The sequence below is a fragment of the Oceanobacillus sp. CFH 90083 genome (assembly GCF_009389585.1).
In the GTDB taxonomy this organism is placed as follows: domain Bacteria; phylum Bacillota; class Bacilli; order Bacillales; family Amphibacillaceae; genus Oceanobacillus.
Genome location: NZ_VIYG01000006.1, coordinates 211,768 through 236,572, shown reverse-complemented (window position 1 = coordinate 236,572; position 24,805 = coordinate 211,768). Strand labels below are relative to the sequence as shown.

The following is a 24,805-nucleotide window of genomic DNA, read 5'->3' as shown; positions in this document are numbered from 1 at the left end:
ATAGAGTATCATACTAAAATTTTTACATTTATGCAACATTCTTTTTTTATTTTGGTAAATATATAAATATATCTACCTTATGAAACTGTTTGAATCTCTTGAGAATTTCGATTCGCTCATTCTATCAACTGCCAGACACCAGCACTTCCTGGTGTCTCTCCTGTTGTCCACCATTTTGCTTGATAGACCTTGCCATTGTACGTAACTTTGTCTCCTCCAAGATAAATCAAACTAGCATCCCATGCTGGATAATTAGGAACTTCTGGATTTGGTTCTTCAGGAGCCGGGTCTGGATCTGGATTTGTTCCTGTACCGCCAAAGTTAGCATCAATGACGTTATAGAAAGCATTCGCCGTATCATCCACATCCCAGACTCCTAAAATGACATGGTAGCCTGTCCGTTCCGGAATTGTTACTTGATGCGTTACTTTTTCGCCAGGTCTTGCTCCTCCATCATATACTTCATAGAATGGAACCAGTTCAAATTGATCTCTTGTTAATGGCTGATTGGGATTCCAATCAGGCTTTGTAATATAATAATGCCATTTCGTTGTTGCATGCTTAGCTGTTAAATGCCAGGTAAATGAATTTACTCCAGAATTCAAATTCACCTTTGCCCATCGATCTGCCGTCTGTTCATCCAATTGTGGAAAAACGCCTCCAGCGGAAGCAATTTCTCCATCCGGAATACTTACCCCTGGAAATCCTTTTGGCCCTTCAAGGCTTTGCGGTTCCCATTGAACGCCTCCACAACCTGTATTGACTTGCTCATTACACAATAATCCTCTTGATTTTGGCTGCTCAATATATCCGTGTGCAGCTGCTGTTTCTAACCCAATAAACATTAAAAAGACGAGTGAAACAATAGATGTTCCTAGATACTTCAATGACTTGCCCTGAAATAACCTTTGCATAAAACTCCTCCTTTATTTGTTTAGACAGTTATAAATGAGAGAGGTATTCTCACAGGTGAAAATCATTATATCCTTCATTTACGACCATCTTAGATTTATACTATCACCAAAAGTTGAAAGCGCCAACATAGATTATAATGTTTAATACAAATGTAACATTTTTAATATTAATGTAACATTATAACTTTATATTAGATTATTTCCTCTCTCATAATTATCTGCCCAAGCCCATAAGCTATAAAAAGGGGGCTACTTTCATGAGCGAAAACTTAGCAAAAATTAATAACAAATGGGTACGGCTGGCTGTTCTAATTATCGTTTTTGTTAATACTGCCGCCATGCTTTTCGGCTACAGGCTTATTCCTCTGTCAAATGAAGAACTTGTATCCGTATTATCTCTTATCGCTCTATTGGTATCAGAAATCTGGAATCATTGGAAAAATAACAGCTATACACCCCATGCAAAGGAAGCAGACCATTTGATGGAAAAGCTTAAACGGTAGTATAAAACACCCTTACAGACTAACAACATGACAGCCTCGGTAACGTTGCATTCTTAGCCGGCTCATTTCTTTACCGGACGCTATTTTATAACAAAAAACTGGCGGAATACTTCTTTTAATAAGAGCATTCCGCCAGTTTTATACTTATTTTTTCCCATTTAAAATTGTGTCTCTTTCACTTCGCCCGTATCTTTATCTACCGTATACCAGCCATAAGTAGCTGTATGTGCTATATCATCTTCCTGATCCACAAGTTCAAATACCTGAACAACAAAGTTCCCATCTTCATCCTGATGACTGGCAACAGCTTGTAAGCTATTATCATCTATAATATTCAAATGTGCTTTAACCAAATTTTCAGCTGTTGATTCATCTATGGATGACGCTTCTTCTGAATTCTCTCCTTCATTCTCTACGGATTCCAAATTCTGGCTCTCCTCCGAAGAATCTGCATCCGTACCATTCGATGTGCCATTATTGTTTGAATTTGTACCACTCTGATTCGGGTCATTTCCTTCACTGTCATTCGCCTGGACATCTTCCTCTGCTGTGTTAGCATCCGTATCATCAGAAAGATGTTCATCCATTGTCTCATCAGTTTCTGCTGTCGTTTCTGTATCCGGATTATTTTCCTGCTCCGTCTGATCGGTGTTGGTATCCGCTTCGGCATTTAGCGCATTACTTTCCTCCGCTGCAAGGTCTTCCAGTTCCACATTTGCGACAATCCACTTCTCTTCATCCCAGAAAATCGTGTAAGTAACGATAAGCATCTGATCTGTCTGCTCTTGCTCCAGTTTATATAAATTATTTTCCACTTTTTCAAACGCATATGTTTCTTCTTCATCAAACCAGACTGGCTCCTCTGGAGTTGCTATGTAGATAGATCCTTCTTCATTTTCTTCAAAATACGTATCTTCTATGTCCTCTGCTAATGCTTCTGACATAATTGTTAAAAATTCCTGATGAAGCTCTTCCCAAGAATGAAAATCTGTTAACTCTCCATCTTCCTCCGCATTTTCAATAATATTCCGGAATGTTTCTTCATAGACTTGTAATATCTCTACTGCTTCTTCTTCCCCTAATTCAGGAATTTCCTCTGTTTGTTCTTCCGGTTCCGGCGCCGGCTTTTGACCATCATCATCCTTACTGCATGCTGCCAATAATAGCGCCATAGCTATGAAAATAGCCATAAAAAATCTGCTTTTCAATTAACCTTCCCCCATTCATATACTTTTTCTTTCATCATACACCTTTTTCCTAAAATTAGAAACATCTATCAATGGGAGTGTCGATTACATTTTGTTCTCAGCTATTTCCGTTTTTCAATGGTTAACCAGGGTCTGTCTGCATCCCAATGTACTTGCACAGGAATCTTAAATGTGTCACTTAATAAAGCATCTGTTAAAACATCCCGCTTTTTTCCTGTCGCAACTAATTCACCATCACGAACTAATGCAACATGAGAAATTGCTTCAGTAATTTCTTCAATATGATGTGTGACATAAAGCAAATGCGTATTCTTTTTTAAATCATCCATTAATTCCAGCACTTCTTCACGCGATAAAATATCTAAACCAGAGCAGGGTTCATCCAAAATCAAAATCTCCGGCCTGCTCATCAGCGCACGACCAATAAGAACCCTTCTCTTCTCTCCTTGAGAAAGTACTTGATATTTTTTTCCTTTTAAATATGACAGCCGCAGGTCGGAAAGAATCTGGTCTGCCTGCTGCCAATCCTCTGCTGTCACCTCTTCATAGATGCCAAAGGAAGCAAATTTTCCGCTGACAATCACATTTTCGACCGGTTCCAGCTGGATGGTTTCCTGAAACCGTTCCAGCGCACTGCTGACATAGCCAATTGACTTTCGCAATTCGAATAAATCCGTTCTTCCAAAAAGCTGATCCAGCACCGTCATTTTTCCAGACGTCGGATAGTTATAGCCAGTTATAATATTTAAGAGAGAGGTTTTTCCTGAGCCATTTAAACCTAAAATAGCCCACTGCTCCCCTTCTCTAATTTGCCAATTAATTCCTTTTAAAATTTCCTGATTATTTCTGCGCCATGTTACTTGATTAAAATAAACAATATTCTCCATTTCTAGATCCCCTCTATCTGATTGAAAAGTCTGTGAATTATCATGCTAGAATACTATATTACACGCTTCATTTCTAGTAAAATGCATTTAGACCCGTATTCAAAAAGGGCTAACTGTTTTTGATGGGATGAGTAGTCACAGCCTAATCCCATCGAAAAAACACGTCAAGCTTCCACAAGAACAGAATGTGGTGACTTCCACGTTGCCCACATGACCTGGACCCTCGCAGCAGAAGGTCATTACTTCGCTGCTTATCATTGGGAGGCTTTGAACATCCTCTTTAATGATTCCAGCGCCAGCCTTTTAAATAACCTGCTGTTAAAATAACAACAGGAATAATGCTTACAGCAAGCAATGCTCCAGTCAATGTTAACGTCATATAACCAGCTTTGGCAACAATTACTCCAGACGCCCCGCCGCCAATTGCACCGGCAAGAGAGATCCAGACATCCACAGATCCTTGTGTTTTAGCACGTGTATTTGCGGGAGTTGCATCTACCAGCATTGCTGTTCCGCTAATCAGCCCAAAATTCCAGCCGAGCCCAAGCAGGACTAAAGAAATCACATGAGCCATTGTCGATTCCGCCGGTCCAAAAGCTGCTGCTATCCCGGCAAGCATAAGTGTTACACCGGAAGCATATGCCATATTCATTCGTCCAGCCTTATCAACAAGATAGCCTGTAATTAAGGATGGAAGATACATAGCCCCAACATGCAGTCCGATGACAAACCCAACATCACCTAATCCATGACCGTGATGCCCCATATGTACGGGTGTCATAGTCATGATAGAAACCATGGTAAACTGGCTGATAATCATCACAAAGCCGCCTGCAAAAATTCCTTTTTTATCTTTTTCTAAGGATGTCTCCTCATTTCCTTCCGAATGATTCCTGATTAAATCCTCTGCCAGTTTGATTTCCTTTGCCACCATAAACGGATCTGGTCGTAGCAGTATAAAGAAGATCAGACCGGCAAGAAAATATGCCGCTGCTGCTAATATAAATGGTCCGGCAAGAGCTGGTATTCCGATAGACTCAGCAAAACTTCCCATCACACTGACTAAATTAGGGCCAGCTACTGCTCCCAGCGTACTTGAGACCATCGCTACACTAACCGCTTTTGCACGCTGATTGGAACTTGCCAAGTCTGTCCCTGCATAACGCGCTTGTAAATTTGTTGCTGAACCTGCTCCATAGATTAATAAAGTAAAGAATAACAGGATAATATTTTCCGAAACTGCTGCGATGATAACACCAACAGCTCCAAGTGCTCCTCCTAAGAATCCGGCAGTCAGCCCAAATCTCCGGCCATAACGTTGTGATGCCCTTCCGACCAGAAATGCAGCTCCGGCAGCTCCCAGTGTAAATAACATGGAAGGCAAACCAGCAGCACTGTCAGAGCCTAGCAAATCCTGTGCTAACAAAGCTCCAACCGTCACACCGACAGCCAGTCCGGCTCCTCCGAAAATTTGAGCAATAATAACGACAATCAATGTCCGTTTATACAACTGCTGCTGTTTTTCAGGTGAGTCTATGTATTCTTTTATTTTTTCATTCTGTTTACTCAAGCTCTTTTCTTCCCTCCATCAACAACTATTTTATTTAAAAATCATAGCACTAAGCATCCGTGGATTCAATATAATTTATAGTGCGTGTTCAAAAGGGAGCTGAGTGACACCTTGAAGATTATTATATAATCAATTCTTTCAAAAAACGCCTGGTCTCTCCATACGGCAGGAGTTTTTTGCACGTTGGCTTATTCATATGAAACCATTTTGAATACCTGTATTCGACATCATTTACCATAACATTAAAAACGTTTTCTCCAAAGACCAACAGCCGTACCAGTCAGCCATATATACACCGAAGCATACAGGATACGCTGCAGCAATCCGCCGGGAAGCTCTGTAAATACAGACTGCAGAAAAATACCTATAAGAGCTGCTGTAGTGACTGACGTACAAATAATCGTCCACCAGAAGATACAGGGCATCTTTTTATAAATAGCAATACTGATTAAAATCATTGCCGGAATCTGCACAACCATTCCCGGAAGCGCAGTTAACGTATGCCAATTAAAATTAATATCTGCCGGAACGATTCCAGAGATGCCATAGCTCACCCCAAAAATACCAATGAAAAAACTTGCTATTTTAGCAGAGCGAACCTTTGGCCATAGAGGATAAAGGAAAACAGCACCAAGAAGGATAATCAGGCCTGTTAAAAAAAATGTCCAGTTCATCAGCCAATGATAAGGTGAACAAATAGCGTAACTTGCAAGTACGTAAGTATCCGTTCCACAGGTAGTTATCCCGAGATCACTCATTGGCTGATTCATAAAGCTATAGGGAGCAGTGGTCGCCCGAATAACAATCGCTTCGATAAAAAAGTAGGCGCTTAAAGCAATCCAGCTGATCAGACCAATTCGAATAGATAGTCTGTTGGATTTACGTAATAAAAATATTGCTGCTATAGCTATGAAGGCGACGATAGCCATGGATACAGCATGAAATTCGTAGTTCATCTTATTCCACCTTCTTTACAGTGCAGAATCATTCGGTAAAAATTGTGTTCACTTATTGATAACCCTTTCTCCCTATTTACGTTATTACCCCTTCTAAAGATTCATGCCAGCCCATTTTCATTTTAGTGTTTAACAATAAATACGATGTATGAAGGTCTGCATAGCTTAAAAGGCCACCCTTCTTTTGGATGACCTTTCAAAATAGAATATATTTTATCTACAAATACTGCCCCGTAAATGAATCCTTATTCCCCCGAATCATCTCCGGCGTTCCCTCAGCAATCACCTTTCCTCCTTTTGCCCCGCCTTCAGGACCTAAATCAACCACCCAGTCTGCTGCCTCAATCACCTGACTGTTATGCTCCACCATGATGACCGTATTCCCTGCATCAACTAAACGGTTTAACAGCTTCAGCAGCTGAATGGTATCATTCGGATGTAATCCAGTAGTCGGCTCATCCAGCAAATAAAGAGAAGTCTTTTTCCCCTGCTTCATTAACTCTTTCGCAAGCTTGAGTCTTTGCCCTTCCCCTCCTGACAAGGTGGTTAAGGATTGTCCCATTTTCAAATAACCTAAACCGATTTCTGTTAAAAGCTTTAAAATAGCTTGTATCTTCTTTTCTCCTTCAAAGATAGTAAGGCATTCATGCACGGAGCTTTCTAAAATATCATTAATGGAACAGCCTTGATATTTCACTGCTAATACCTCTTGTTTAAATCTTCTTCCCTGACATTCCGGGCAGACTACCTCCAGATCAGGGAAAAAGAGCATGTTTGTCGTTACATAGCCAAGTCCCTGACAATTTTCACATCGTCCTCCTGCCGTATTAAAAGAAAAGTGCTTCGCCGAGAGTTTCTGTTCCTTTGCTGCAGGCAATTTAGCAAACAGCGAACGAATTGGTGTAAATAAATCAATATATGTTGCTGTATTCGAGCGTTTCATTCTGCTGAGCGGAGACTGTCCGACAATAATCATCTGATCAAACGCATCCAGACCAGTTACTTTTTCAAAGCCTTCATGAATGGTATCATTCCCCTTTGCCAGTCCTTCAAATATAAGCGATGATTTTCCGGAACCGGAGACACCTGTTACAGCTGTTAAACAAGCTTTCGGAAAAGCGACTGTCACATCCTGAAGATTATTTACCGTAGCATGATGAATGATTATACTGCCTTTCCCGGTTCGATAATCGGCTCTCTGTGACTTTTCTTGTCGTAAATATTGGCCTGTAATGGATTGTTCCTGCCTGATTAATTCCGGTAAAGTCCCTTCTCCAACCACCGTACCTCCAAGCTTGCCGGCACCCGGCCCAATATCTATAATATAATCCGCTTCTTTCATCACATCAACATCATGTTCAATTAATAAAACGGTATTACCTAAATCACGCAGATGCTGTAAGACACCGATCAGACCAGCTGTATCCTTAGGATGCAAACCAACTGTCGGCTCGTCCATAATATATAGTACACCGGTAAGTGCAGAATCCAAAAGAGCAGACAGACGTATTCGCTGTGCCTCCCCGCCTGATAAAGTAATGACTTGCCTATCCAGTGTCAGATAGCCTAATCCTATTTTAATAATACGGGAAAGCTTTGTTTTTATATCTTGAATAAATGTTTCAACAAGCTGATAACTTGTCTGCTCCAATGACGCTTCTAACTTATCAGCCCATACAGCCATCTCTTCTAATGAATGAACGACTAATTGTGGAATGGTCCAGCCATCCACCGTAACTGCCCGGCTCACCGGATTCAAACGATCTCCATGGCAATCTGGGCAGGTTTGTGAATAGAAATAGGCATCTGCTTCTGCTGAAGATCCATCATGCTCTGTGTATCGCCGCCACATCGACGTCAGAACACCGGGAAATTTCCCTTTCTCCACTGTTTTTGGCGGCTTTACACCTGGGAAAAGCTCTTTCACCTCATCGCTTTCCACACCATGATACAGAATTGCCTTCTGCCCTTCCTCAAAATCTTTGATAGGAACACCATCTGCATCTGGCAGCTTATAATAACGAAAGGCTGCTTTTAATACAGCAATCTGGTATTCTCCGTAACGTCCCGAAAAAATATCTACTGCTCCATCCTCTAAGGAAAGGTCCTCATGAAACACGGAAGGTAAATGAATCGTCACCGTTTCCCCCAAGCCGTTACAGGTCGGGCAGGCTCCTTCTGTTTTATTATAAGAAAAATGGGTTCGCGTCAGCTTTTCCATTCTTTCGTCACAATTCGGGCAAAATAGATACTCTGTAAAGCTGTCTTCTTCTTTTTCCACCCTTCCTTCATAAGTCGTCGGATTGATTCTGTGCTTACAGTTTGGACATTCTCTTTCTCCCAGCTTTTCAAATACCATTCGCAGACTGGTGTACATATCTGTCATTGTTCCGACGGTGGAACGTGGATTTCGATTGGTAATATGCTGGTTAATACTTATAGCAGGTGACAGACCGCTGATCGAATCCACTTTTGGCTTCTTGATTCCCTGCATTCCCATCGATTCTAAATATTGACGCTGGCATTCATTGAATAAGGTGTCCAGTGCCAATGTGGATTTACCTGAGCCTGAGGGACCAGTAACAACAATCAATTTATTTTTCGGAATGGAGACAGAAAGATTCTTTAGATTATTCTCTCGGGCTCCTTTTACAGTCATCACATTATGCATATCGATTTTCCTCCTTTGTAGCTTCCGTTTTATTGGTGCATTCTGTTTGCAAGTGCAATGTTTTTTTCAAAGTGACATGATGAAATAATGTCTTAATAACTAATTGCATCTTGGTATCCCTCCCTTAAAGCATCTATTCCCATCATACAACATTGGTGCAAGTGCAAAGTTTTGGATTTAATGATAAGCTATAATCATATTCACATACAAAAATCCGTCATGGTACTATAATGTTTTAATTTAATCTTTGGAGGTAATCATGGAACTGAGACCGATTGATATTGCTAAGAAGCTCGATGTAGGAACAAGCGCACTAAGACACTACGAGGAATGGGGCATTGTACCAAAAGCCACCCGGAAAGCAAACGGCTACCGGGTATATACCGAGGTTCACGAGGCCTATTTTCAATGTATCCGGGCAATGTACCCCGGCTTTGGTATGGGAACCGTTCGCAGAATCATGCCTTTATTACAGGAAAATAAGTTTATTGAAGCATTGTGGGAAGTGAATCAGGTACAGGCTGAGTTATTTGAGAGGAAGCAACAGGCTATGGATGCCGTTACCATTTTAAGTCCTGATAACATGCAGGATTTTATGAAAAAACAACAAAAGAAATTTTATACAATTGGAGAGGTAGAAGAGGAATTACATGTCGCTGCGACAACCCTCAGACATTGGGAAAAAGAAGGGCTGATCACACCGGAAAGAAATCCGGAAAACGGCTACCGGGTATACACACGGGAGGATATGAGAAGAATATTAATTATCAAGACTGTTCAGTCCTCTGTCTATCTATTAGACAAGGTTCGTGATGTGCTGGATAAGATACAGCACCACAGTTTAACCGATGCCAGAAAAATTGTCATCGATGCACTGGATTATATGGATTATCAAATCGAGCAGCAATTAAGAGGAGCTTATTATCTGTATAAATTGATTGAATTGTTAAAGGAAAAGAACGAATGAAAGGTATAAAAGGTTATCTTTAGCTGTATTATAACTATTCACCAAATAAAGATAACCCTTTTACCCGAATATTAAATATTTATGGATTTACTTCATCACTGAAAAGATCAATTGCTGCAGGATATAATCCTTCTGGAACCAAATACACATAAACAATAAATAAAGTAAGAAAAATAAGTATAAAAATATTGCTAACAATAATCAGCGGATATTTTTTTCTAATTGCAAAAAAGCTAAAAAGAATATTAAAAAATAAACCCGTTAAAATAAAAATATAAATCGTATATTGTATCAGCAAAAATGGATACACAAATAAAAAATTCAATAATGCAGCCATCGATAATATAATCAGGACAGCGACATAAATAACAGGTTTATTCATGTCGCTTCTCCTCCTTCTTTATCCGGAACATACTCTAAAATATCTCCAGGCTGACATTCCAAAGCCTCACATATCTTTTCAAGCGTTGAAAAGCGAATCGCCTTTGCTTTTCCATTCTTCAAAATAGAAAGGTTCGCCATGGTAATACCGACCTTCTCTGTTAATTCTGTCACGCTCATTTTACGTTTTGCCAGCATCACATCAATATGAATCACTATTGCCATATCCTCACCTCACACAGTCAAATCATTTTCTGTTTTAATTTCAAACGCACTCTTAAACAGCTTCTGTAAAAGGGACGCAAATACAGCAATAACAAATGCCACAAATAAGGGAACCATTCCCATGAGAATTGCACCTGGAGCATCATCCTTTTCGGCAAATATATAAATAAATGGCATCGTCAAAATATAAATGCCGGTAATAGTTAAAGCACATTGTTTAATCCTTTTTAATGTGAGGACGGCCGCTTCTGAAAATGTCTCATTCCTATCAATCAATTGTAACAGCTTTAATGCTTGATAAAGTGCCAGATAAAAAGGAATCGTTGTGAGCATAACACCAATTATAATTGGATAAATCACCCATTTAACAATAGATGGACTATCTGACAGATTGATTATAATTTGCGGGATAATGATAACAGAAGCAGCCAGGACAATTAATCCCATCATATAGATAACTGATTTCAAAAATGCTGTAGAACTTTTTTGCATCGAAACACCTCATTTTTTTCATTCTTACTAATCCTGATTTACTCTTACAAAAGTCTTATTCCTTTCCCAAAATCCCTCAATATTCTTCTGAGACTGCTTTAACATCGCCACAATTAAAAAGCTGACAATCACTAATAGCAGCCAGGAGCTTACTTTTCCTAAATGCACCATGCTCCATACCTCTGCCTGATTCGGATACTCCCATGCCTGGAAGAAGGTTGCTATATTCTCGGCAATCCAAATAAAAAAGCCTATTAAGAAAAAGGAAAGGATAATTGGCATACGATAGCGTTTGTTGCCAATCTTATAATCCACCCATGCTCTTAAGAATATGATAACCACGAGTGCAGATAGCCACCATCTGATATCCAGCCAATAATGATGGGTAAAGAAATTCAGATAAATGGCAGCGGCCAGCGGACCTGCTAAAAGAATAGACGGCCACTTTACTAAACGGATATCCAATCTTCTCCATGCCTGACAAAGATAACTGGCTACACTGGCATACATAAACCCGCTGTATAACGGAACACCAAAAACCTTTGTATAGGCCTCTTCCGGGTACACCCAAGATCCCATATTCACCTTGAAAATTTCCAGATTCAACCCGATGATATGAAATAATGTGATGACGACAAGCTCCTTTTTGGTTTCCAGTCCTGATACTATCATAAAAATTTGTGCTACCAAACAGATGATTAACAGCCAATCATACCTTGACAAGAAAGGAAGCTCGATAAACTTTGTTATTGCCAGGGAGGCAAAAATAATCACCGGAAAGAGGCAAGATAGGGCCTGTTCATAACCAAAGCGGATAAATTGCTTCATTGCTTGCATATTTTTCCATCTCCATATATTTTTTATTTACATTGATTATAGATATAAATTTATCGAAAATCAACAAAAATATCTCATAAAAAAATAAAAAGTCAGATCCCTTTCATTCAGAATCTGACTTTTCTATCTGTTTATTACCCGGAAGCGGTTATATGAATTCTTCCCCGTGAACCTGCTGGCACATTGACATAACAAGGCTTTCCACACGCAGTTCTTCCAAAAATGAATTATCACTCCGATTCCAAAGCTAATAGCCTTTCCTTCATCGGAATCCCGCCGCGAAATCCTGTCAGCTTACCATCCTTTGCAAGCACACGATGACATGGAACCAGCATCATTACCGGATTCGCACCAATCGCCGCACCCACAGCTCTTACAGCTTTCGGCTTTTCTATTTTCTCTGCTATATCCATATAGGAAACTGTCTCACCATAAGGAATGTTTTGCAGCGCTTCCCAGACAGCTTCCTGAAACGCAGTTCCTTTTAAATCGACGGGGAAATCAAAATTCTTTCTTTCCCCGTCAAAATAGGAAATGAACTGCTCTTTATAAGGGTTCATTTTCTGTTCATGATGAACCAGCACTGCACCTGCTCTTTTTTTAGCTGCCCAATTTTCTATTTCATCTATTTCTTTATTCTGAGATCCGACATAGCATAATCCATTATCCGTTGCTGCGAGATAGATAGACCAGCCGTTGTGCTCTAACTTCCCATAATAAATTGTTTCCTCTTGTTTATTCTTCAATGCAGACACCTTCTCCCTGTTTACTTTTCTGAATTGACGCGGCGTTTGCTGATTCTTTTCTTTAAATAGTGTTGTGAAGCGGGTTGAATTTGTTATTCCGACAAGATGAGCTATCTCCTTCACAGATAAATCCGTTTTTATTAAATAATCCTTTGCTTTCTCCATCCGAACTTGCTGCAAATAAGTCAAAGGGGTTAGGCCCTTTAGTCTTTTAAAGACACGATGCAGATGATAAGGACTGCCGTGACAAGCTTCTGCAAGCTTACTTAATGTAAAAGATTTGGCATAATTTTCTTTAATATAGCTTTCAGCCTGCATAATCCATTCCTCATCCGGCAGGCTGCTTCCTCCAGATTTACATCTCTTACATGGTCTATATCCAGCCTGTAAAGCATCTTCCGCCTCTCTAAAAATCGTAACATTATCGAAGTTGGGAACTCTTGATTTACAGGAAGGCCGGCAAAAGATTTTTGTTGTTTTCACAGCATAAAAGAACTGCCCGTCATACGTTTTATCATTTTCCATAATTGCCTTTCGCTGCTCTGCAGTTATTTTTGTATCCAACGGCAACCACCTCTTCTTTCATTGTACACCTGAAAGATAAGAAATAAAGGCTAACCCAATTAAAAAGCAAGATATGAAAGCTTCTATTTCCCCTTTACAACTTGTTTTTGCCTGCTTTTCTGTTGAAATAAATAGGGAATTACTAAATATAAGGCATAAGCAAAGGACATCCAGGAGGAAAAAGCAATAATTTGTGTCTCAGCTAAATTGGGAAATATCAATTGATAATTTGAAAAAACAAAGCTGTCCAATAGTAATCCAATCATGGTTCCTACAATTCCAAACCGGATCGCTGCATAATCCTTTTTATCAAATAATGTATAGAGATAGATAACCAGCGTTAATAAAATGGCTGTTCCAACGAGAAGCATTGCGGTACTATACATAAATGCATCTGTACCAGGAGTGAAAAGAACAGCTTCTCCAAAAACCCGGAAAAATAATGTGGCAACTATCCAGACAAATACGCCCCAGGCAGCTGTGAACAAATAGGTTTTCATGCATTTGCCTCCTTCTCACCTAAATTTGTAAGAGCTTCTATAAGCTGCTCAAATTCCTGATATACTTTTTCAACAGGCAAATCCTTTTGCAATAAAGCCTGCATTGCTAAGCCGTCAACCATTGCATTGAACATAATTCCCCATGTTTCCATGGAAACACCCTTCACAGGAGATGCCGTCCATATTTTTAACAGATTCTCTGATAAAGCCTGATTTTCTGCCTGTATAATCTCTGACAGCTGATTTCTTATCTTATCATTTTTAAAGCTTGCTGCTGTCATTAAAATAAAAAGCTGATGAAAAAAAGAATCATAAGAACAGCGGCTTTTAGCCGAAGCAATCGCCTGTTTTAGCACATAGGTATTGCTTTTAGAAATTTCTTCCCAGCTTGTTTCACAAATATCCTCGACAATGCTTAACAGCAGCTGCTCCTTTGTTCGAAAATGATAATAAATCGTCCCTTGAGTTACTCCAGCTGTATCCGCTACTGTTCTTAAAGTAAATTTCTCCGTCCCCTTTTCTACCAGACACTGCTTTGCATATTGAATTAATTCCTGCTTACTGACTCTATTTGGTTTTGCCATTTTCACACCGTCCTTTTAAGTTAGTCAACCAACTAACTTAAAAATATCATAATCATAAGAGGTTTACAATGATTCATTTGTATCTTTTTGCAATGTAAAAGTCTGGCATATAAGGCGGTTTCACGGTGGTTATAGTATGGAAGCTTTCTCTTATGAAAAAGCATGGTTTCATGGTACAGACGTCCTTGTAAAAGCGCCTTATACACCAAAAAACATTCCCTTTTGAAATGGTTGTTTCGTTAACATATTGATTATCGATGAAGGTTACATACCCTGCTCAATACAAATTAAATATTTCATTCTTTATGATGCATATTCTTTTTTCTTAATTAAGAACATAAATAAGCATGAAAGGAAAGAAATTCTGGGAGACAATATAAAAATTTTTTCAAAGGTTTTTACTTACAAGCATTATATGGTAAATTAAATGTACTATTTTCATTTAATAAAGAGGGATACACATGTCCATTTACATTATGCCAATCCAAACAGCTTTTCTTATTTTTATTCTATTGTTATTTCTGCTTACCATTCCATGGTTAATCTATGTTTACAGGAAATATGGTTATTTAAGCATTTGGGCATCTATTATAGCCTTTTCCTTTATTTTTTATATGTTATCTGCCTTATTTTTAGTATTATTGCCGCTGCCTGAAACACGTAATACTTGTGCGCTGCAGCCAGCTGACAGTGTACACTATTCACTTACGCCATTTGCTTTTGTAACAGACACAATGAGAGGCAGTCATATTATCTGGTCACAGCCGTCCACCTATATCCAGATTTTTAATCAAAGTGCTTTTTGGCAGGCTGCTTTTAACATATTCTTATTACTGCCGTTTGGAGTCTATCTAAGATACTTTTTTCAGAAGAAAAGCTATTGGAAACGCACATTCGTACTAGGTTTCGGACTGTCTCTTTTCTTTGAGATAACACAGTTAACCGGAATTTATGGGATTTATAACTGTCCATACCGATTATTTGATGTGGATGATCTCTTGTTAAATACGACTGGCGCCTTGCTTGGATTCTTTAGTGCACCATTGATATTAGCTTTATTCCCATCCAGACAAAGCCTTCTAGCGAAAAAAGAAAGACTGGAAAAAAGCCAGCTTGTTCGTCCATTAGCACAGCTGTTAGCAATTCTTATTGATTATATGATTATTCATATCAGTTGGAATCTGACAATCGGTCTTTTCACATCCAATGGATTGACAGAGTTTATTTATAAAACAATTGGATTTATCATTCTATATTTTGTTGTACCTCTTTTATTGGAGGGGAAAACAGCAGGAAGCAATATATTACGATTTAAACTGACGAATATAAATGGTGATGTACCTAAATGGCAATCTCTGCTTAGACGTTTTCTTGCATTATATTTACCTTGGGTGCTATCCGCATTCTTAAATATATTAACAGGTATCGAACTGGATATGGATTCGAGCCTATACGCTTATCATGCCTTGATAACAACAGGTGTATTTGCTCTCCTGGTTATCATTTGGATTGTATTATTTATTCATGCTATTTTCGTGATTGCTAAAAAAGGAAATCGTACCTTTTACTTCGATTACGCAGCAAGGATCATTCCAAGAAAAGAATAATAAAACAGAGCCTCATTTCTGCATTCAACGCTAAGAAATAAGGCTCTGTTTTATATTAAAATCTTCTACAGCTGATTGTTTTATTTCATCTATCATTCAAACAAGGCTGATTAATGGAGGCCAGCTTCAGAGGGTTAAACGGCAAACCCTCCGAACTAAATATTTTCTTATTACTTCACAATTTCTTTTTGGCTTGCCAGGGAATCTTCCAGTCTGTTCACTGCTACTACTAAAGCATAGACGGATGCTGCGGTAATATCCTCATGAATTCCTGCCCCCCAGTAAATCTCTCCCTGATGGGAAATACCAATCTGTGCACAGGCTTCTGCAGCAGAATCCTTCCCTAAAGATTGCTGCTCATAGACCTCTAAAGCATAATCAATATCAAAATAGGCTTTCAATGCATTACTGATTGCATCTAAGCTTCCCGCACCTTCTCCCTGTATCTCTACCTGCTCCTTATCTGTTCGAACGGTTAATGTAACTTCCTGTCCTGTTCCTTTGTTAAAATGATAGTCTGCCAGCTCAAAATGGGGATGATAATCAACATAGTTTTCTTTAAAAACATGATAGATTTCTTCCGCAGAAAGCTCTCTATTTGTTTCATCAGACACCTTTTTCGTTGCATATCCCATTGCTTCGTTCATTTTATACGGCAGCTTAATACCATAATTTGTTTCAAGCATATAGCCAATTCCGCCTTTTCCAGACTGGCTGTTTACTCGAATAACATCCGCCTGATAGTTTCTTCCTATATCCATTGGATCTACTGGAATATATGGAACATCCCACGTTTCTGCATTGGTTTCCTGACGATATTTCATTCCTTTGGATATTGCATCCTGATGCGAGCCGGAGAAGGCTGTAAAAACAAGATCTCCTGAATAAGGGTGTCTTTCATGTACTTCTGTTCTCGTTAATTGCTCATATTTCTCACGAATCGCATTCATCTGACTGAAATCCAGTTCAGGGTCATAGCCTTGAGAATACATATTCATTGCCAAGGTAATCAAATCTACATTCCCTGTTCGTTCTCCAATCCCAAATAACGTACCTTCTACTCGTTCTGCACCAGCTAATACACCGAATTCTGCATCACTTACGCCACTTCCACGGTCATTATGCGGATGAATAGATAACGTAACACCCTCACGATAAGCCAGATTTTTGTGAATATACTCGATTTGACTGGCAAAAATATGCGGCATCGCAATTTCAACCGTTGTTGGTATATTGATGATTGCCTTATGATCAGGTGTCGGCTGCCAAATATCTAACACACTGTTACAAATATCCAGTGCATACTCTACCTCTGTTCCAGGAAAACTTTCCGGGCTATATTGGAAATAGAAATTTCCCTCAGTTTGTTCAGCCAGCTCTTTTACTAAAACAGCTCCGTCAACAGCAATTTTTTTAATTTCTTCCTTCGATTTTCTAAATACTTGCCTGCGCTGTGCCTCTGAAGTTGAATTATATAAGTGAACAATAGCTCTAGGAGCACCTTCAATTGCTTCAAAGGTCCGGCGGATTATATGCTCCCTTGCCTGAGTAATTACCATAATTGTCACATCATCAGGGATCATCTGATTATCAATTAATGTCCGCAACAGCTTAAACTCTGTATCCGAAGCAGCCGGAAAAGCAACTTCGATTTCTTTAAAACCAATATCGACTAACAGCTGAAACATCGCCAGCTTTTCTTCTAAATTCATCGGAATCGGCAAGGCCTGATTTCCATCACGCAGATCCACACTGCACCATATTGGCGCTTTCTCGATCGTTTCTTTCTTGACCCAGTCATAAGATAAGGTCGGCGGCATAAAATATTGCTTTCCGTATTTTTGATGATTAAACATGATACATTCCTCCTTGGCTTAAGTAAAAATTAAAAAAGCCTTCCTTCTCCAGCAATTTCATTTGCTTGGAGACGAAAGACTTATGCTTACGCGGTACCACCCCGGTTTCATGATAATGACGCATTATCATGCACTTATCCAGATACAGACAAATCTGTCTTATATCCTTCCCTTGTAACGGCGGGGCTCCGTCCTTAATTACTGTGACAAAAAATCCATTTTCACTAAGGCTGCTCTAAGGTGAGTTCCCTGCTTTCCCGCTGTTGCTTCTCATCAGCCAGCAACTTTCTGAAAACATTTCAGCAAGTACTATTCCTTATCTTCGCTTTGCAATTTTAATATTTCCATTATCTTATCAGATTTATCAGTGAATTGAAAGGGGAAATTTAAAAATATTTTTTTATGCTTGTGAAGCAGGTGTAAAAACTCTTCATTAGCGCACGTTATGTTAAATGGTAAAATTGATCCGATAAATTTTTACTCAATTCTTCTTACGGTTATTCCGATAGTGGAGAGCTTATCCGAAGATATTGGATTAACCTTTCATTTATACTTTCTCTCAAAGCAAAAGGTTAGTCCGCTCCTTGAAAACTGGAGAAGACTAACCTTATTTCACTGCTAAAATCGTAACTGCCTGCCTATCTCTATACTTATTCTCTCCCCTTCCTGATTTCCTTATCAATTTTACGCAATGCTTTTTTAGATCCCCGCTCCAAATCATGCTGCATTTTCCGGCTGCGATGATCCTCAAATAAGGTGTCTAAATCATACCCTGCCGGATATAAATCTTTTCCTTTCATCTCCAGGGAAATTCGTTTTACATTTACCTCCACCAGCTCATCATTATAAAATACGATCACATTATAATACGAGTCTGCTTCTTGATAGATAATCCCAAAATCATCATATTCCAGCAGCCTTACACGGTCTCCTTTTTCATATCCGGTAAATACTTCTGGCTTCTTTTTAACAGACTCAGGCTTTCTCATTTTACTTTTATCAATTCGTTCTAAATCATACTCTTTATGATTCATATACTCCATTGCTTTTTGAAGCACGCGTTCTTTCATATTCATTTTTCTGGAGATCCACAGAGCATTACTTTCTCCTGATTCTCCTAAAACTAATTTATACAACGGCTCTAACGTTTCGCTATTAAACTGCATAGCAGCATTCATAAAATCCGGATGCTTTTCTGAAAAGCGTTTGATTTCTCCATAATGCGTTGTAGCTACGGTAATACAGCCCATTTGATAGAATTCCTCTAAAATAGCAATAGCAAGAGCTGCACCCTCATTAGGCTCTGTTCCGCTCCCAATCTCATCAAAAAGCAGTAGAGTATGATTATCTGCCTGCTGCATAATACCCGCAATATTTTGCATATGAGAAGAGAAGGTACTTAACGCATTTTCGATACTTTGGTTATCGCCAATATCGACAAAAATATTTTCAAATAAGCCGATTTCCGTTTCCTTATCAGCCGTTATATGAAATCCTGACATCACAGACAGAGTTAAAAGACCAATGGTTTTGAGCACAACAGTCTTTCCTCCGGCGTTAGGTCCGGTGATAATCAGGCTCCGGAAATCTTTTCCGATCTCAAAATTCAAAGGTACTGCTTCACCGGATAAAAGCGGATGCTTCCCATTAATCAGCTTTATCAAACCATGGTCATTTAATTTGGGTTCAATACCATCGGTCTGTTTACTAAATTTTGCTTTAGCAAACACCATATCATATTGCCCGATCAATTCCATATTTATTTTTATATCACTGATATTTTCCAAAACCATCCCGGATAAAGTCGCTAGAATTTGATATTCTTCCATTTGCTCCTCTACTTTTAGTACAGCTAATTCATTATTTAATTTGCTGACGGAAGCTGGTTCGATAAAAACCGTCGATCCTTTGGAAGAAGTATCCACAATTACTCCTTCGACATGATGCTTATAAGCCGCTTTAATTGGAATGGTGTAGCGATCCTCTTTTTTACTGATAAAAGCCTCTTGAATATATTTTTTGGTAGCGCTGCTTTTTAAAAATCGATTTAAACGTTCTTCCATTTTTGCTTCAACAGCTTGCATGTTATTTCGAATTCGTTTTAATTCTTTACTGGCTGCCGAATCAATTCGATTTCCTTTAATCGAAAAATCAATCTCTTCTTCAATATATGGAAAGACTGTCATCGAATTTGCATAGGAAGCTAAAACAGGTGCAATAAATGCTTTATCCAGCATATATTTTTTGATTTTCCGGCAGCCCCGGAGAAAATCAGATACATTTACTAAATCATCCGGTTGCAGGATAATACCTTTTTCCAGATTTTGCATGATATTTTCAATATTTGAAACTCCCAGGAAAGGTACACGGCTATTTGTGTTTAGCACTGCTACTGCTTCCGTCGTTTCATTTAATCGGTTTTTTACTATATTGATATTGGAGCTTGGAGTTAATTTATCTATTAATTGTTTTCCGAGACTGCTGGCACAATAAGATCTGATTATTTGTTTTAATTCGTTATACTGTAATTTTTCAAAGGTTATCTCATTCATTTTCTAATCTCCTTCACAAGGTTAGTTGACTGCATGACAAAGCCAGTCTGATTCTCCTCCAACTGGAAAAGAGAAATTTGAATAAAGATACCTGCCCATTAGATTTCAATGTGCATCTTTATCTAGTTTGAAACTGCATTTTCCCAATAAAAAAAGCCGCAGGGATACCGCAGCTTTTTTAACAGGATAAGGCATATGTCATCTACAGCTGTGTAAAAAATGACTGTAATGACAGACCTGTCCTATCAGGTGCTTATAAGTTCAGCAGGTATCTTCATAGGCAGAAATAAATACATGACAAAGAAAGGGTCTGACTTCCCTGATTGTCTTCTATTTATTCCCTTTTAATTTTCCCTATTTAGAATCTGCTACACTACTCACGCAATGCACCCCTTATTTATTTGAATAACATTGAAATCTAATCTATGTAAGATATTATACAACAGTGCATTCAAGAATGTAAATAGCGATCCAACCATACAGACTAAAAAATTGTTTTCAAACCTTTATACATCATCAAAAAACGTTCCCTTTCACAATTACATTTAGAAAGAAAACGCTCTGACCATGCTTTCATAATCCAATGATTCACTGAGCAGATTTATTTTATGGAAACAACAATAAAGTCCCCGCTGTCTGACTCCATTTCAATAATAGTACCTTCTATTTGATTATCAATCGCATGAATGATTACATCCATATCCACTTCACTTCTGTAGTTTGCTGAAACAGGAATTTTATCCATCAGGTTACTCCCCAGCTTAAGCATTGTTTTCACCATTTTAATAGGAATCTTCACATGAAAATCATCTCTTACAAAGCCTATTCATATGCTGTACGATATGCAACAATTTCTATCCAAAATCGGCAGCCTCCTACTTCGGTTATTTTTGTTTATCTGCCGCACCATATTTCAGAAAATAGTACGAACCGCCGGAAAACGCAAATCATAATTGCTTCTGATTTGCGTTTTCTTAATAGTAAAAATAACTTATTTTCCACCCGGATTGGTTTTATACTGCAATCCTTTCTGATACTCTGCTTCTTTCATTTCATCCGGCACCATGCTTCCGCCGGTAGCCCAGATGATATGTGTGTCCTCTTCTGTTATCTTCGGATTATTTTGGACAACATAAGAAGGGCCCATGAATCCTGTAACAGCAGAAGGCTCTAAATGAATCCCTTCTGCATCAGCCACCTCTGCAATAAGGCGAAACATCTGCTCATCGCTTACTGTATAGATTCCCTCCAGCAGCGGCTCCATCACCTTTCCGACAAAACCAGAGGCTCTTCCTACAGCTAACCCATCTGCGGCGGTTTGATTATCTAAACCAAAATCATTCACTGAAATCTCATCATGCATCCCTGTCATCATTCCAATAAGCATACAAGGAGAATGTGTCGGTTCCGCAAAATAACATTTTACGGTATCGCCAAAGATAACCTTCAGACCAAATGCCACACCGCCGGGACCTCCACCGACACCACATGGTAAGTAAACATGCAGCGGTTTCTCTGGACTGACTTGAATGTTTTGCTCTTCTAATTGTTTTTTCAAACGAATAGCCGCCACTGCATATCCTAAAAATAAATCCTTTGAATTTTCATCATCAACAAAATAGCTTTTCGGATCATTTGCTGCTTCTTTTCTTCCCTCCTCTACTGCTTTGCTGTAATCGGATCGATGTTCAACAACCTGGACTCCCCGTTCTCTTAATAAATCCTTTTTCCATTGCTTTGCATCGGCAGACATATGAACAATCACACGAAAACCCAGCTTCGCACTGATGACACCGATACTCAGTCCCAAATTACCTGTGGAACCAACAAGAATCGTATATTGTGAGAGAAACTTCCGGTACGTATCTTCTACAATTTTGCTGTAGTCATCCTTTTCTGATAGTAGCTGATGCTCCCGCAACAAGGTTTCTGCATATTTGAGCACTTCATATATACCGCCTCTCGCTTTTATCGAACCGGAAATAGGCAGATGACTATCTAATTTGATGTAAAACATACCAGGAATCTTTTGACCTGTAATCGTTTCCAATCTATTTTTAATCTGATCCGCTTTTTTCAACGGCGATTCAATTATACCTCCTGCATTTTCTGTCTCAGGATACGCTTTTGATATAAAAGGAGCAAATCGTTTTAATCGTTCCTCTGCTTCTTGTATATCCTCTAAATGAAGCGGCTGATTTTCGAATGCTGTCTTATTATCTTCCACATATGGATTACTCCAATAAAAAGGGGTGTAATTCAGGACAGGACCCAGATCCGGAAATTCTCTAATCCATTCCTCCATCGTTTTTCCCTTTACTGTTATCATGTTTCTGTCACCTCTTCTTGAAAATTAGACTGTTACGTTTGATTATAACACGCTTTATGCGAACCTCCCCCACCAAATCTAAGATTTGAAAGGGGCTTCTATTGACTTAAATACAGCAGACATCACGCATCATCACGCACCATTGGTACGTAACGCCTGATGTAAGCTAATCAATGAAGCCAATGTCAGCCGGGTTCCAGCTACTAAGGAAGGAACTTTTGCCTCCAATAGTAACCTTTTCTTTTCAGAAAAGGATTTAAGAAATTCTCTTATAAAATATCGTGCTCCTATATTATAAGAAGCATTTAAATCCGCATGATAGACTTTGCCATTTGGATAGGTGGCAAGGTCTTTTTTATGATTCCGTTTCACTTCTCCAGAACCATCAAAAGCAAGTGCGGAAGTATACTTAGCACTTACCCGTCGAATACGCATGCCCTTGTAATGAGCCATCTCTTCGACTTTCCTTTGAATGCCCAGCTTACTCCAATGGTGTACTTTATGACGTAAATTTTTAGCACCATACATTCCCTCTGGAAATTTCATGTTACCAAGATACTCAAATGCGATCACATCTGCTTGATGATCGACAGCGAATTTGATTATTTCTGAAGATGTATGATGCACGATATGCTTCTTTAGACCATTAATTCGTCTCCAGTAGTTTGGTGCATGGACATACCCGGAATGACGTTGCACTTTCTTTAGTTTGTTGATTTTTGTGTACATACGGTCTTTTTCTACCGGCTGATTGATAAATTTCCTGCCGATGACAGTTCCATCTGAACGCATGGCACAACAAACCGCAGAATTCGTTATACCTAAGTCTACAGAAACGATGACCTGCTCTTTTAATTTTGTTTTATTTAATTTAATATTTTTCCCATAAGAAAAATGAATGAAATACTTTTTCCCTGTTTTTACTAAGACAGGATTATTTTCTTTCCAACCATCAATTCCACGATTCTTCCTATTTTTATTATGGAAAGTAATCGTTACCCACATCCAATCATTATCCAGGAAAACCTTTATCCTTGCTTGATTGCCAGATACCTGTTGAAACATATTTCCTTTATAAAACACCGGAAATGCTTGATGCTTCACAGATAAAACGGGAGGCTTTTTCTTAAAACACTTACCACCTAGAACGGATTCGCTTTTCGCATCCAGCCAGTTTTGGTAGTTGGAACGATAGCTTTTCACTATTCCATAACCTTTAGAAATGGCAGCCCTTCTAAGGTAAGAAGGAAATTTATAAAATGCTGCGTCAAAATCATATTTAGGGCAAGAGTTCGTTTTGGTGTGATGTGTTAATTTTTCTACAGCGTTTACCAGCTCTTTCGTACTTAAACCTTCTAAAACAGTCCATTCCGTATGGATAACATCTACCAGAAAAGAAAGTGCTTCCCGATAAATAGCAAGTGTAGGTTCGAAGGTTTTCGAACTTTGAGAGATTATTTTATGTTTAATCGTTTTTGTCTGCTGCATCAACCAACCCTCCCTTATCTAGGTCATCCTTACATTATAAAGCAATCCGTTTTAAAACGGTATCCTCAGGATGTATACGAAAGGAATTTGCTGAATTCTTAGCACCGTATTACTTGGAAACCTTATTTTTGGAGCAGAAGGTATCTTATCCTCTCGACAGGATGAGCTTCTTTAGAAGTAATCAAAAACTATATCGAAAATCAAGACCGTGAAGGCGCAGTCCCCTACTAATTGCTTGGCAATTTGAAGGGGACTGCGCCTTCACTTTTTGTTCAAAAGTAGAGGAAACCGCCAAAGAAATATCAACGAAATATGGTGTACCGGTGGCTGTACAAATTGTTGATGTTACAGATGCAGCAGCCTGTCACGCAGCTGCTCAAAATACTGTAAACCAATTTGGCAGCATTGATGTGCTGGCAGCCATTGCTGGTGTAGCAAAATTAGGCGATTTTCTGGAAATGAGTGATGAGGACCTGAACTTCCATATCGATGTAAATATTAAAGGGGTATGGAATACAACAAAAGCTGTCCTGCCACATATGCTGGAAAATGGCGGCGGTAATATTGTTGTGATGTCCTCTGTCACAGGTGATATCGTTGCTGATCCAGGTGAAGTTGCTTATGCCTTTTCAAAATCGGCTTTACCAAAGCATTGGCAGTAGAATACGCTCCTAAAAACATTCGGGTGAACGCTATACAGCTCGGATATGCCCGTACGCCAATACTGAAAGTATTGCTAAAACATCCAATCCTGATAATCCAGAGGCTGCGCTGACAGAGATGGCATCAGCCATTCCAATGGGGCGTCTCGGACTGCCTGAAGAAGTTGGAGAGCTTGCTGCCTTTTTAGGAAGTGATGAATCCAGCTATATCACAGGCGGACAATATGTTATTGATGGAGGAAGCACGTTACCAGAGTCTGTTTCTGTGGGTATCGAGTAATGAAATGATAGGCACAGAAAAAGCAC

The 24,805-nt window shown here is 39.0% G+C and carries 21 protein-coding genes, 3 pseudogenes and 1 other annotated feature; of the genes and pseudogenes, 5 read left to right on the top strand and 19 right to left on the bottom strand.

Annotation, left to right across the window (positions count from 1 at the left end; genetic code table 11):
- Positions 1–116: 116 nt before the first annotated feature.
- Positions 117–914, bottom strand: a complete 798-nt coding sequence (locus tag FLK20_RS11630) for a lytic polysaccharide monooxygenase (protein ID WP_152656733.1) — start codon at positions 912–914, stop codon at positions 117–119.
- A 257-nt stretch (positions 915–1,171) separates the two neighbouring features.
- On the opposite strand from FLK20_RS11630, the gene FLK20_RS11625 reads away from it, so the two are divergent.
- Positions 1,172–1,417: a phage holin gene (locus FLK20_RS11625; RefSeq protein WP_152656732.1), complete on the top strand. Its 246-nt coding sequence runs from the start codon at positions 1,172–1,174 to the stop codon at positions 1,415–1,417.
- 158 nt (positions 1,418–1,575) lie between these two features.
- Here FLK20_RS11625 and FLK20_RS11620 read toward each other — a convergent pair whose 3' ends face one another.
- The 5 genes from FLK20_RS11620 to FLK20_RS11600 all read right to left on the bottom strand — a co-directional run bounded on the left by FLK20_RS11620 (position 1,576) and on the right by FLK20_RS11600 (position 8,709).
- Positions 1,576–2,625, bottom strand: coding sequence for a hypothetical protein (locus FLK20_RS11620; RefSeq protein ID WP_152656731.1), 1,050 nt, complete (start codon positions 2,623–2,625; stop codon positions 1,576–1,578).
- Between the two features lie 101 nt (positions 2,626–2,726).
- Positions 2,727–3,512 (bottom strand): ABC transporter ATP-binding protein, encoded by a 786-nt coding sequence (locus FLK20_RS11615; protein WP_152656730.1) that lies wholly within the window; start codon positions 3,510–3,512, stop codon positions 2,727–2,729.
- 280 nt (positions 3,513–3,792) lie between these two features.
- Positions 3,793–5,082 (bottom strand): MFS transporter, encoded by a 1,290-nt coding sequence (locus FLK20_RS11610; protein WP_152656729.1) that lies wholly within the window; start codon positions 5,080–5,082, stop codon positions 3,793–3,795.
- Between the two features lie 242 nt (positions 5,083–5,324).
- The gene (locus FLK20_RS11605) at positions 5,325–6,038 is read right to left on the bottom strand and encodes a DUF998 domain-containing protein (RefSeq protein ID WP_227995000.1); all 714 of its coding nucleotides are present in this window, start codon (positions 6,036–6,038) and stop codon (positions 5,325–5,327) included.
- 217 nt (positions 6,039–6,255) lie between these two features.
- On the bottom strand, positions 6,256–8,709 hold the full coding sequence (locus FLK20_RS11600; protein WP_152656728.1) for an ATP-binding cassette domain-containing protein: 2,454 nt from the start codon (positions 8,707–8,709) through the stop codon (positions 6,256–6,258).
- Positions 8,710–8,968: 259 nt separating this feature from the next.
- Here FLK20_RS11600 and FLK20_RS11595 point away from each other — a divergent pair, with 259 nt between their 5' ends.
- A complete protein-coding gene (locus tag FLK20_RS11595; RefSeq protein ID WP_152656727.1) occupies positions 8,969–9,676 on the top strand; it encodes a MerR family transcriptional regulator in 708 nt (235 codons plus the stop codon).
- Positions 9,677–9,755: 79 nt separating this feature from the next.
- Here the strand turns inward: FLK20_RS11595 and FLK20_RS11590 are convergent, their stop codons facing one another.
- The 8 genes and pseudogenes from FLK20_RS11590 to FLK20_RS11560 form a co-directional block, all read right to left on the bottom strand.
- Positions 9,756–10,058 (bottom strand): hypothetical protein, encoded by a 303-nt coding sequence (locus FLK20_RS11590; RefSeq protein WP_152656726.1) that lies wholly within the window; start codon positions 10,056–10,058, stop codon positions 9,756–9,758.
- Positions 10,055–10,282 (bottom strand): helix-turn-helix domain-containing protein, encoded by a 228-nt coding sequence (locus FLK20_RS11585; protein ID WP_152656725.1) that lies wholly within the window; start codon positions 10,280–10,282, stop codon positions 10,055–10,057. Before FLK20_RS11585 ends, FLK20_RS11590 begins: the two co-directional genes overlap by 4 nt.
- Positions 10,283–10,291: 9 nt before the next feature.
- Positions 10,292–10,774 carry a DUF2975 domain-containing protein gene (locus FLK20_RS11580; RefSeq protein WP_152656724.1) on the bottom strand — a complete coding sequence of 161 codons (483 nt, stop codon included), beginning with the start codon at positions 10,772–10,774 and terminating at the stop codon, positions 10,292–10,294.
- Between the two features lie 27 nt (positions 10,775–10,801).
- On the bottom strand, positions 10,802–11,611 hold the full coding sequence (locus FLK20_RS11575) for a DUF817 domain-containing protein (RefSeq protein ID WP_152656723.1): 810 nt from the start codon (positions 11,609–11,611) through the stop codon (positions 10,802–10,804).
- 230 nt (positions 11,612–11,841) lie between these two features.
- Positions 11,842–12,321, bottom strand: a pseudogene (locus tag FLK20_RS21945) (methylated-DNA--[protein]-cysteine S-methyltransferase); the annotation flags it as partial.
- Positions 12,322–12,366: 45 nt separating this feature from the next.
- Positions 12,367–12,882, bottom strand: a pseudogene (locus FLK20_RS21940) (bifunctional transcriptional activator/DNA repair enzyme AdaA); the annotation flags it as partial.
- Between the two features lie 122 nt (positions 12,883–13,004).
- The gene (locus tag FLK20_RS11565) at positions 13,005–13,421 is read right to left on the bottom strand and encodes a DUF5367 family protein (RefSeq protein ID WP_152656721.1); all 417 of its coding nucleotides are present in this window, start codon (positions 13,419–13,421) and stop codon (positions 13,005–13,007) included.
- Positions 13,418–14,005, bottom strand: a complete 588-nt coding sequence (locus tag FLK20_RS11560) for a TetR/AcrR family transcriptional regulator (protein ID WP_152656720.1) — start codon at positions 14,003–14,005, stop codon at positions 13,418–13,420. Before FLK20_RS11560 ends, FLK20_RS11565 begins: the two co-directional genes overlap by 4 nt.
- 461 nt (positions 14,006–14,466) lie before the next feature.
- Here FLK20_RS11560 and FLK20_RS11555 point away from each other — a divergent pair, with 461 nt between their 5' ends.
- Positions 14,467–15,612, top strand: coding sequence for a VanZ family protein (locus FLK20_RS11555; protein ID WP_152656719.1), 1,146 nt, complete (start codon positions 14,467–14,469; stop codon positions 15,610–15,612).
- 170 nt (positions 15,613–15,782) lie between these two features.
- On the opposite strand, the gene FLK20_RS11550 is transcribed toward FLK20_RS11555, so the two are convergent.
- The 5 genes from FLK20_RS11550 to FLK20_RS11535 form a co-directional block, all read right to left on the bottom strand.
- Complete coding sequence (locus tag FLK20_RS11550; protein WP_152656718.1) at positions 15,783–17,468, bottom strand: 2-isopropylmalate synthase; 1,686 nt, start codon at positions 17,466–17,468, stop codon at positions 15,783–15,785.
- 64 nt (positions 17,469–17,532) lie between these two features.
- Positions 17,533–17,800: a binding site (T-box leader), on the bottom strand.
- Between the two features lie 318 nt (positions 17,801–18,118).
- Positions 18,119–20,020, bottom strand: coding sequence for an endonuclease MutS2 (locus FLK20_RS11545; RefSeq protein WP_152656717.1), 1,902 nt, complete (start codon positions 20,018–20,020; stop codon positions 18,119–18,121).
- Between the two features lie 601 nt (positions 20,021–20,621).
- The gene (locus FLK20_RS21635; protein WP_194165609.1) at positions 20,622–20,765 is read right to left on the bottom strand and encodes a hypothetical protein; all 144 of its coding nucleotides are present in this window, start codon (positions 20,763–20,765) and stop codon (positions 20,622–20,624) included.
- Between the two features lie 246 nt (positions 20,766–21,011).
- A complete protein-coding gene (locus tag FLK20_RS11540; RefSeq protein WP_152656716.1) occupies positions 21,012–22,349 on the bottom strand; it encodes a D-serine ammonia-lyase in 1,338 nt (445 codons plus the stop codon).
- A gap of 132 nt (positions 22,350–22,481) precedes the next feature.
- A complete protein-coding gene (locus FLK20_RS11535; protein ID WP_152656715.1) occupies positions 22,482–23,837 on the bottom strand; it encodes an RNA-guided endonuclease TnpB family protein in 1,356 nt (451 codons plus the stop codon).
- A 230-nt stretch (positions 23,838–24,067) separates the two neighbouring features.
- Here FLK20_RS11535 and FLK20_RS22125 point away from each other — a divergent pair.
- Both FLK20_RS22125 and FLK20_RS22120 read left to right on the top strand, forming a co-directional pair.
- Positions 24,068–24,612 (top strand): annotated as a pseudogene (locus tag FLK20_RS22125) (SDR family NAD(P)-dependent oxidoreductase).
- The gene (locus FLK20_RS22120; protein ID WP_370453188.1) at positions 24,543–24,779 is read left to right on the top strand and encodes an SDR family oxidoreductase; all 237 of its coding nucleotides are present in this window, start codon (positions 24,543–24,545) and stop codon (positions 24,777–24,779) included. Before FLK20_RS22125 ends, FLK20_RS22120 begins: the two are co-directional and overlap by 70 nt.
- Positions 24,780–24,805: the final 26 nt, after the last annotated feature.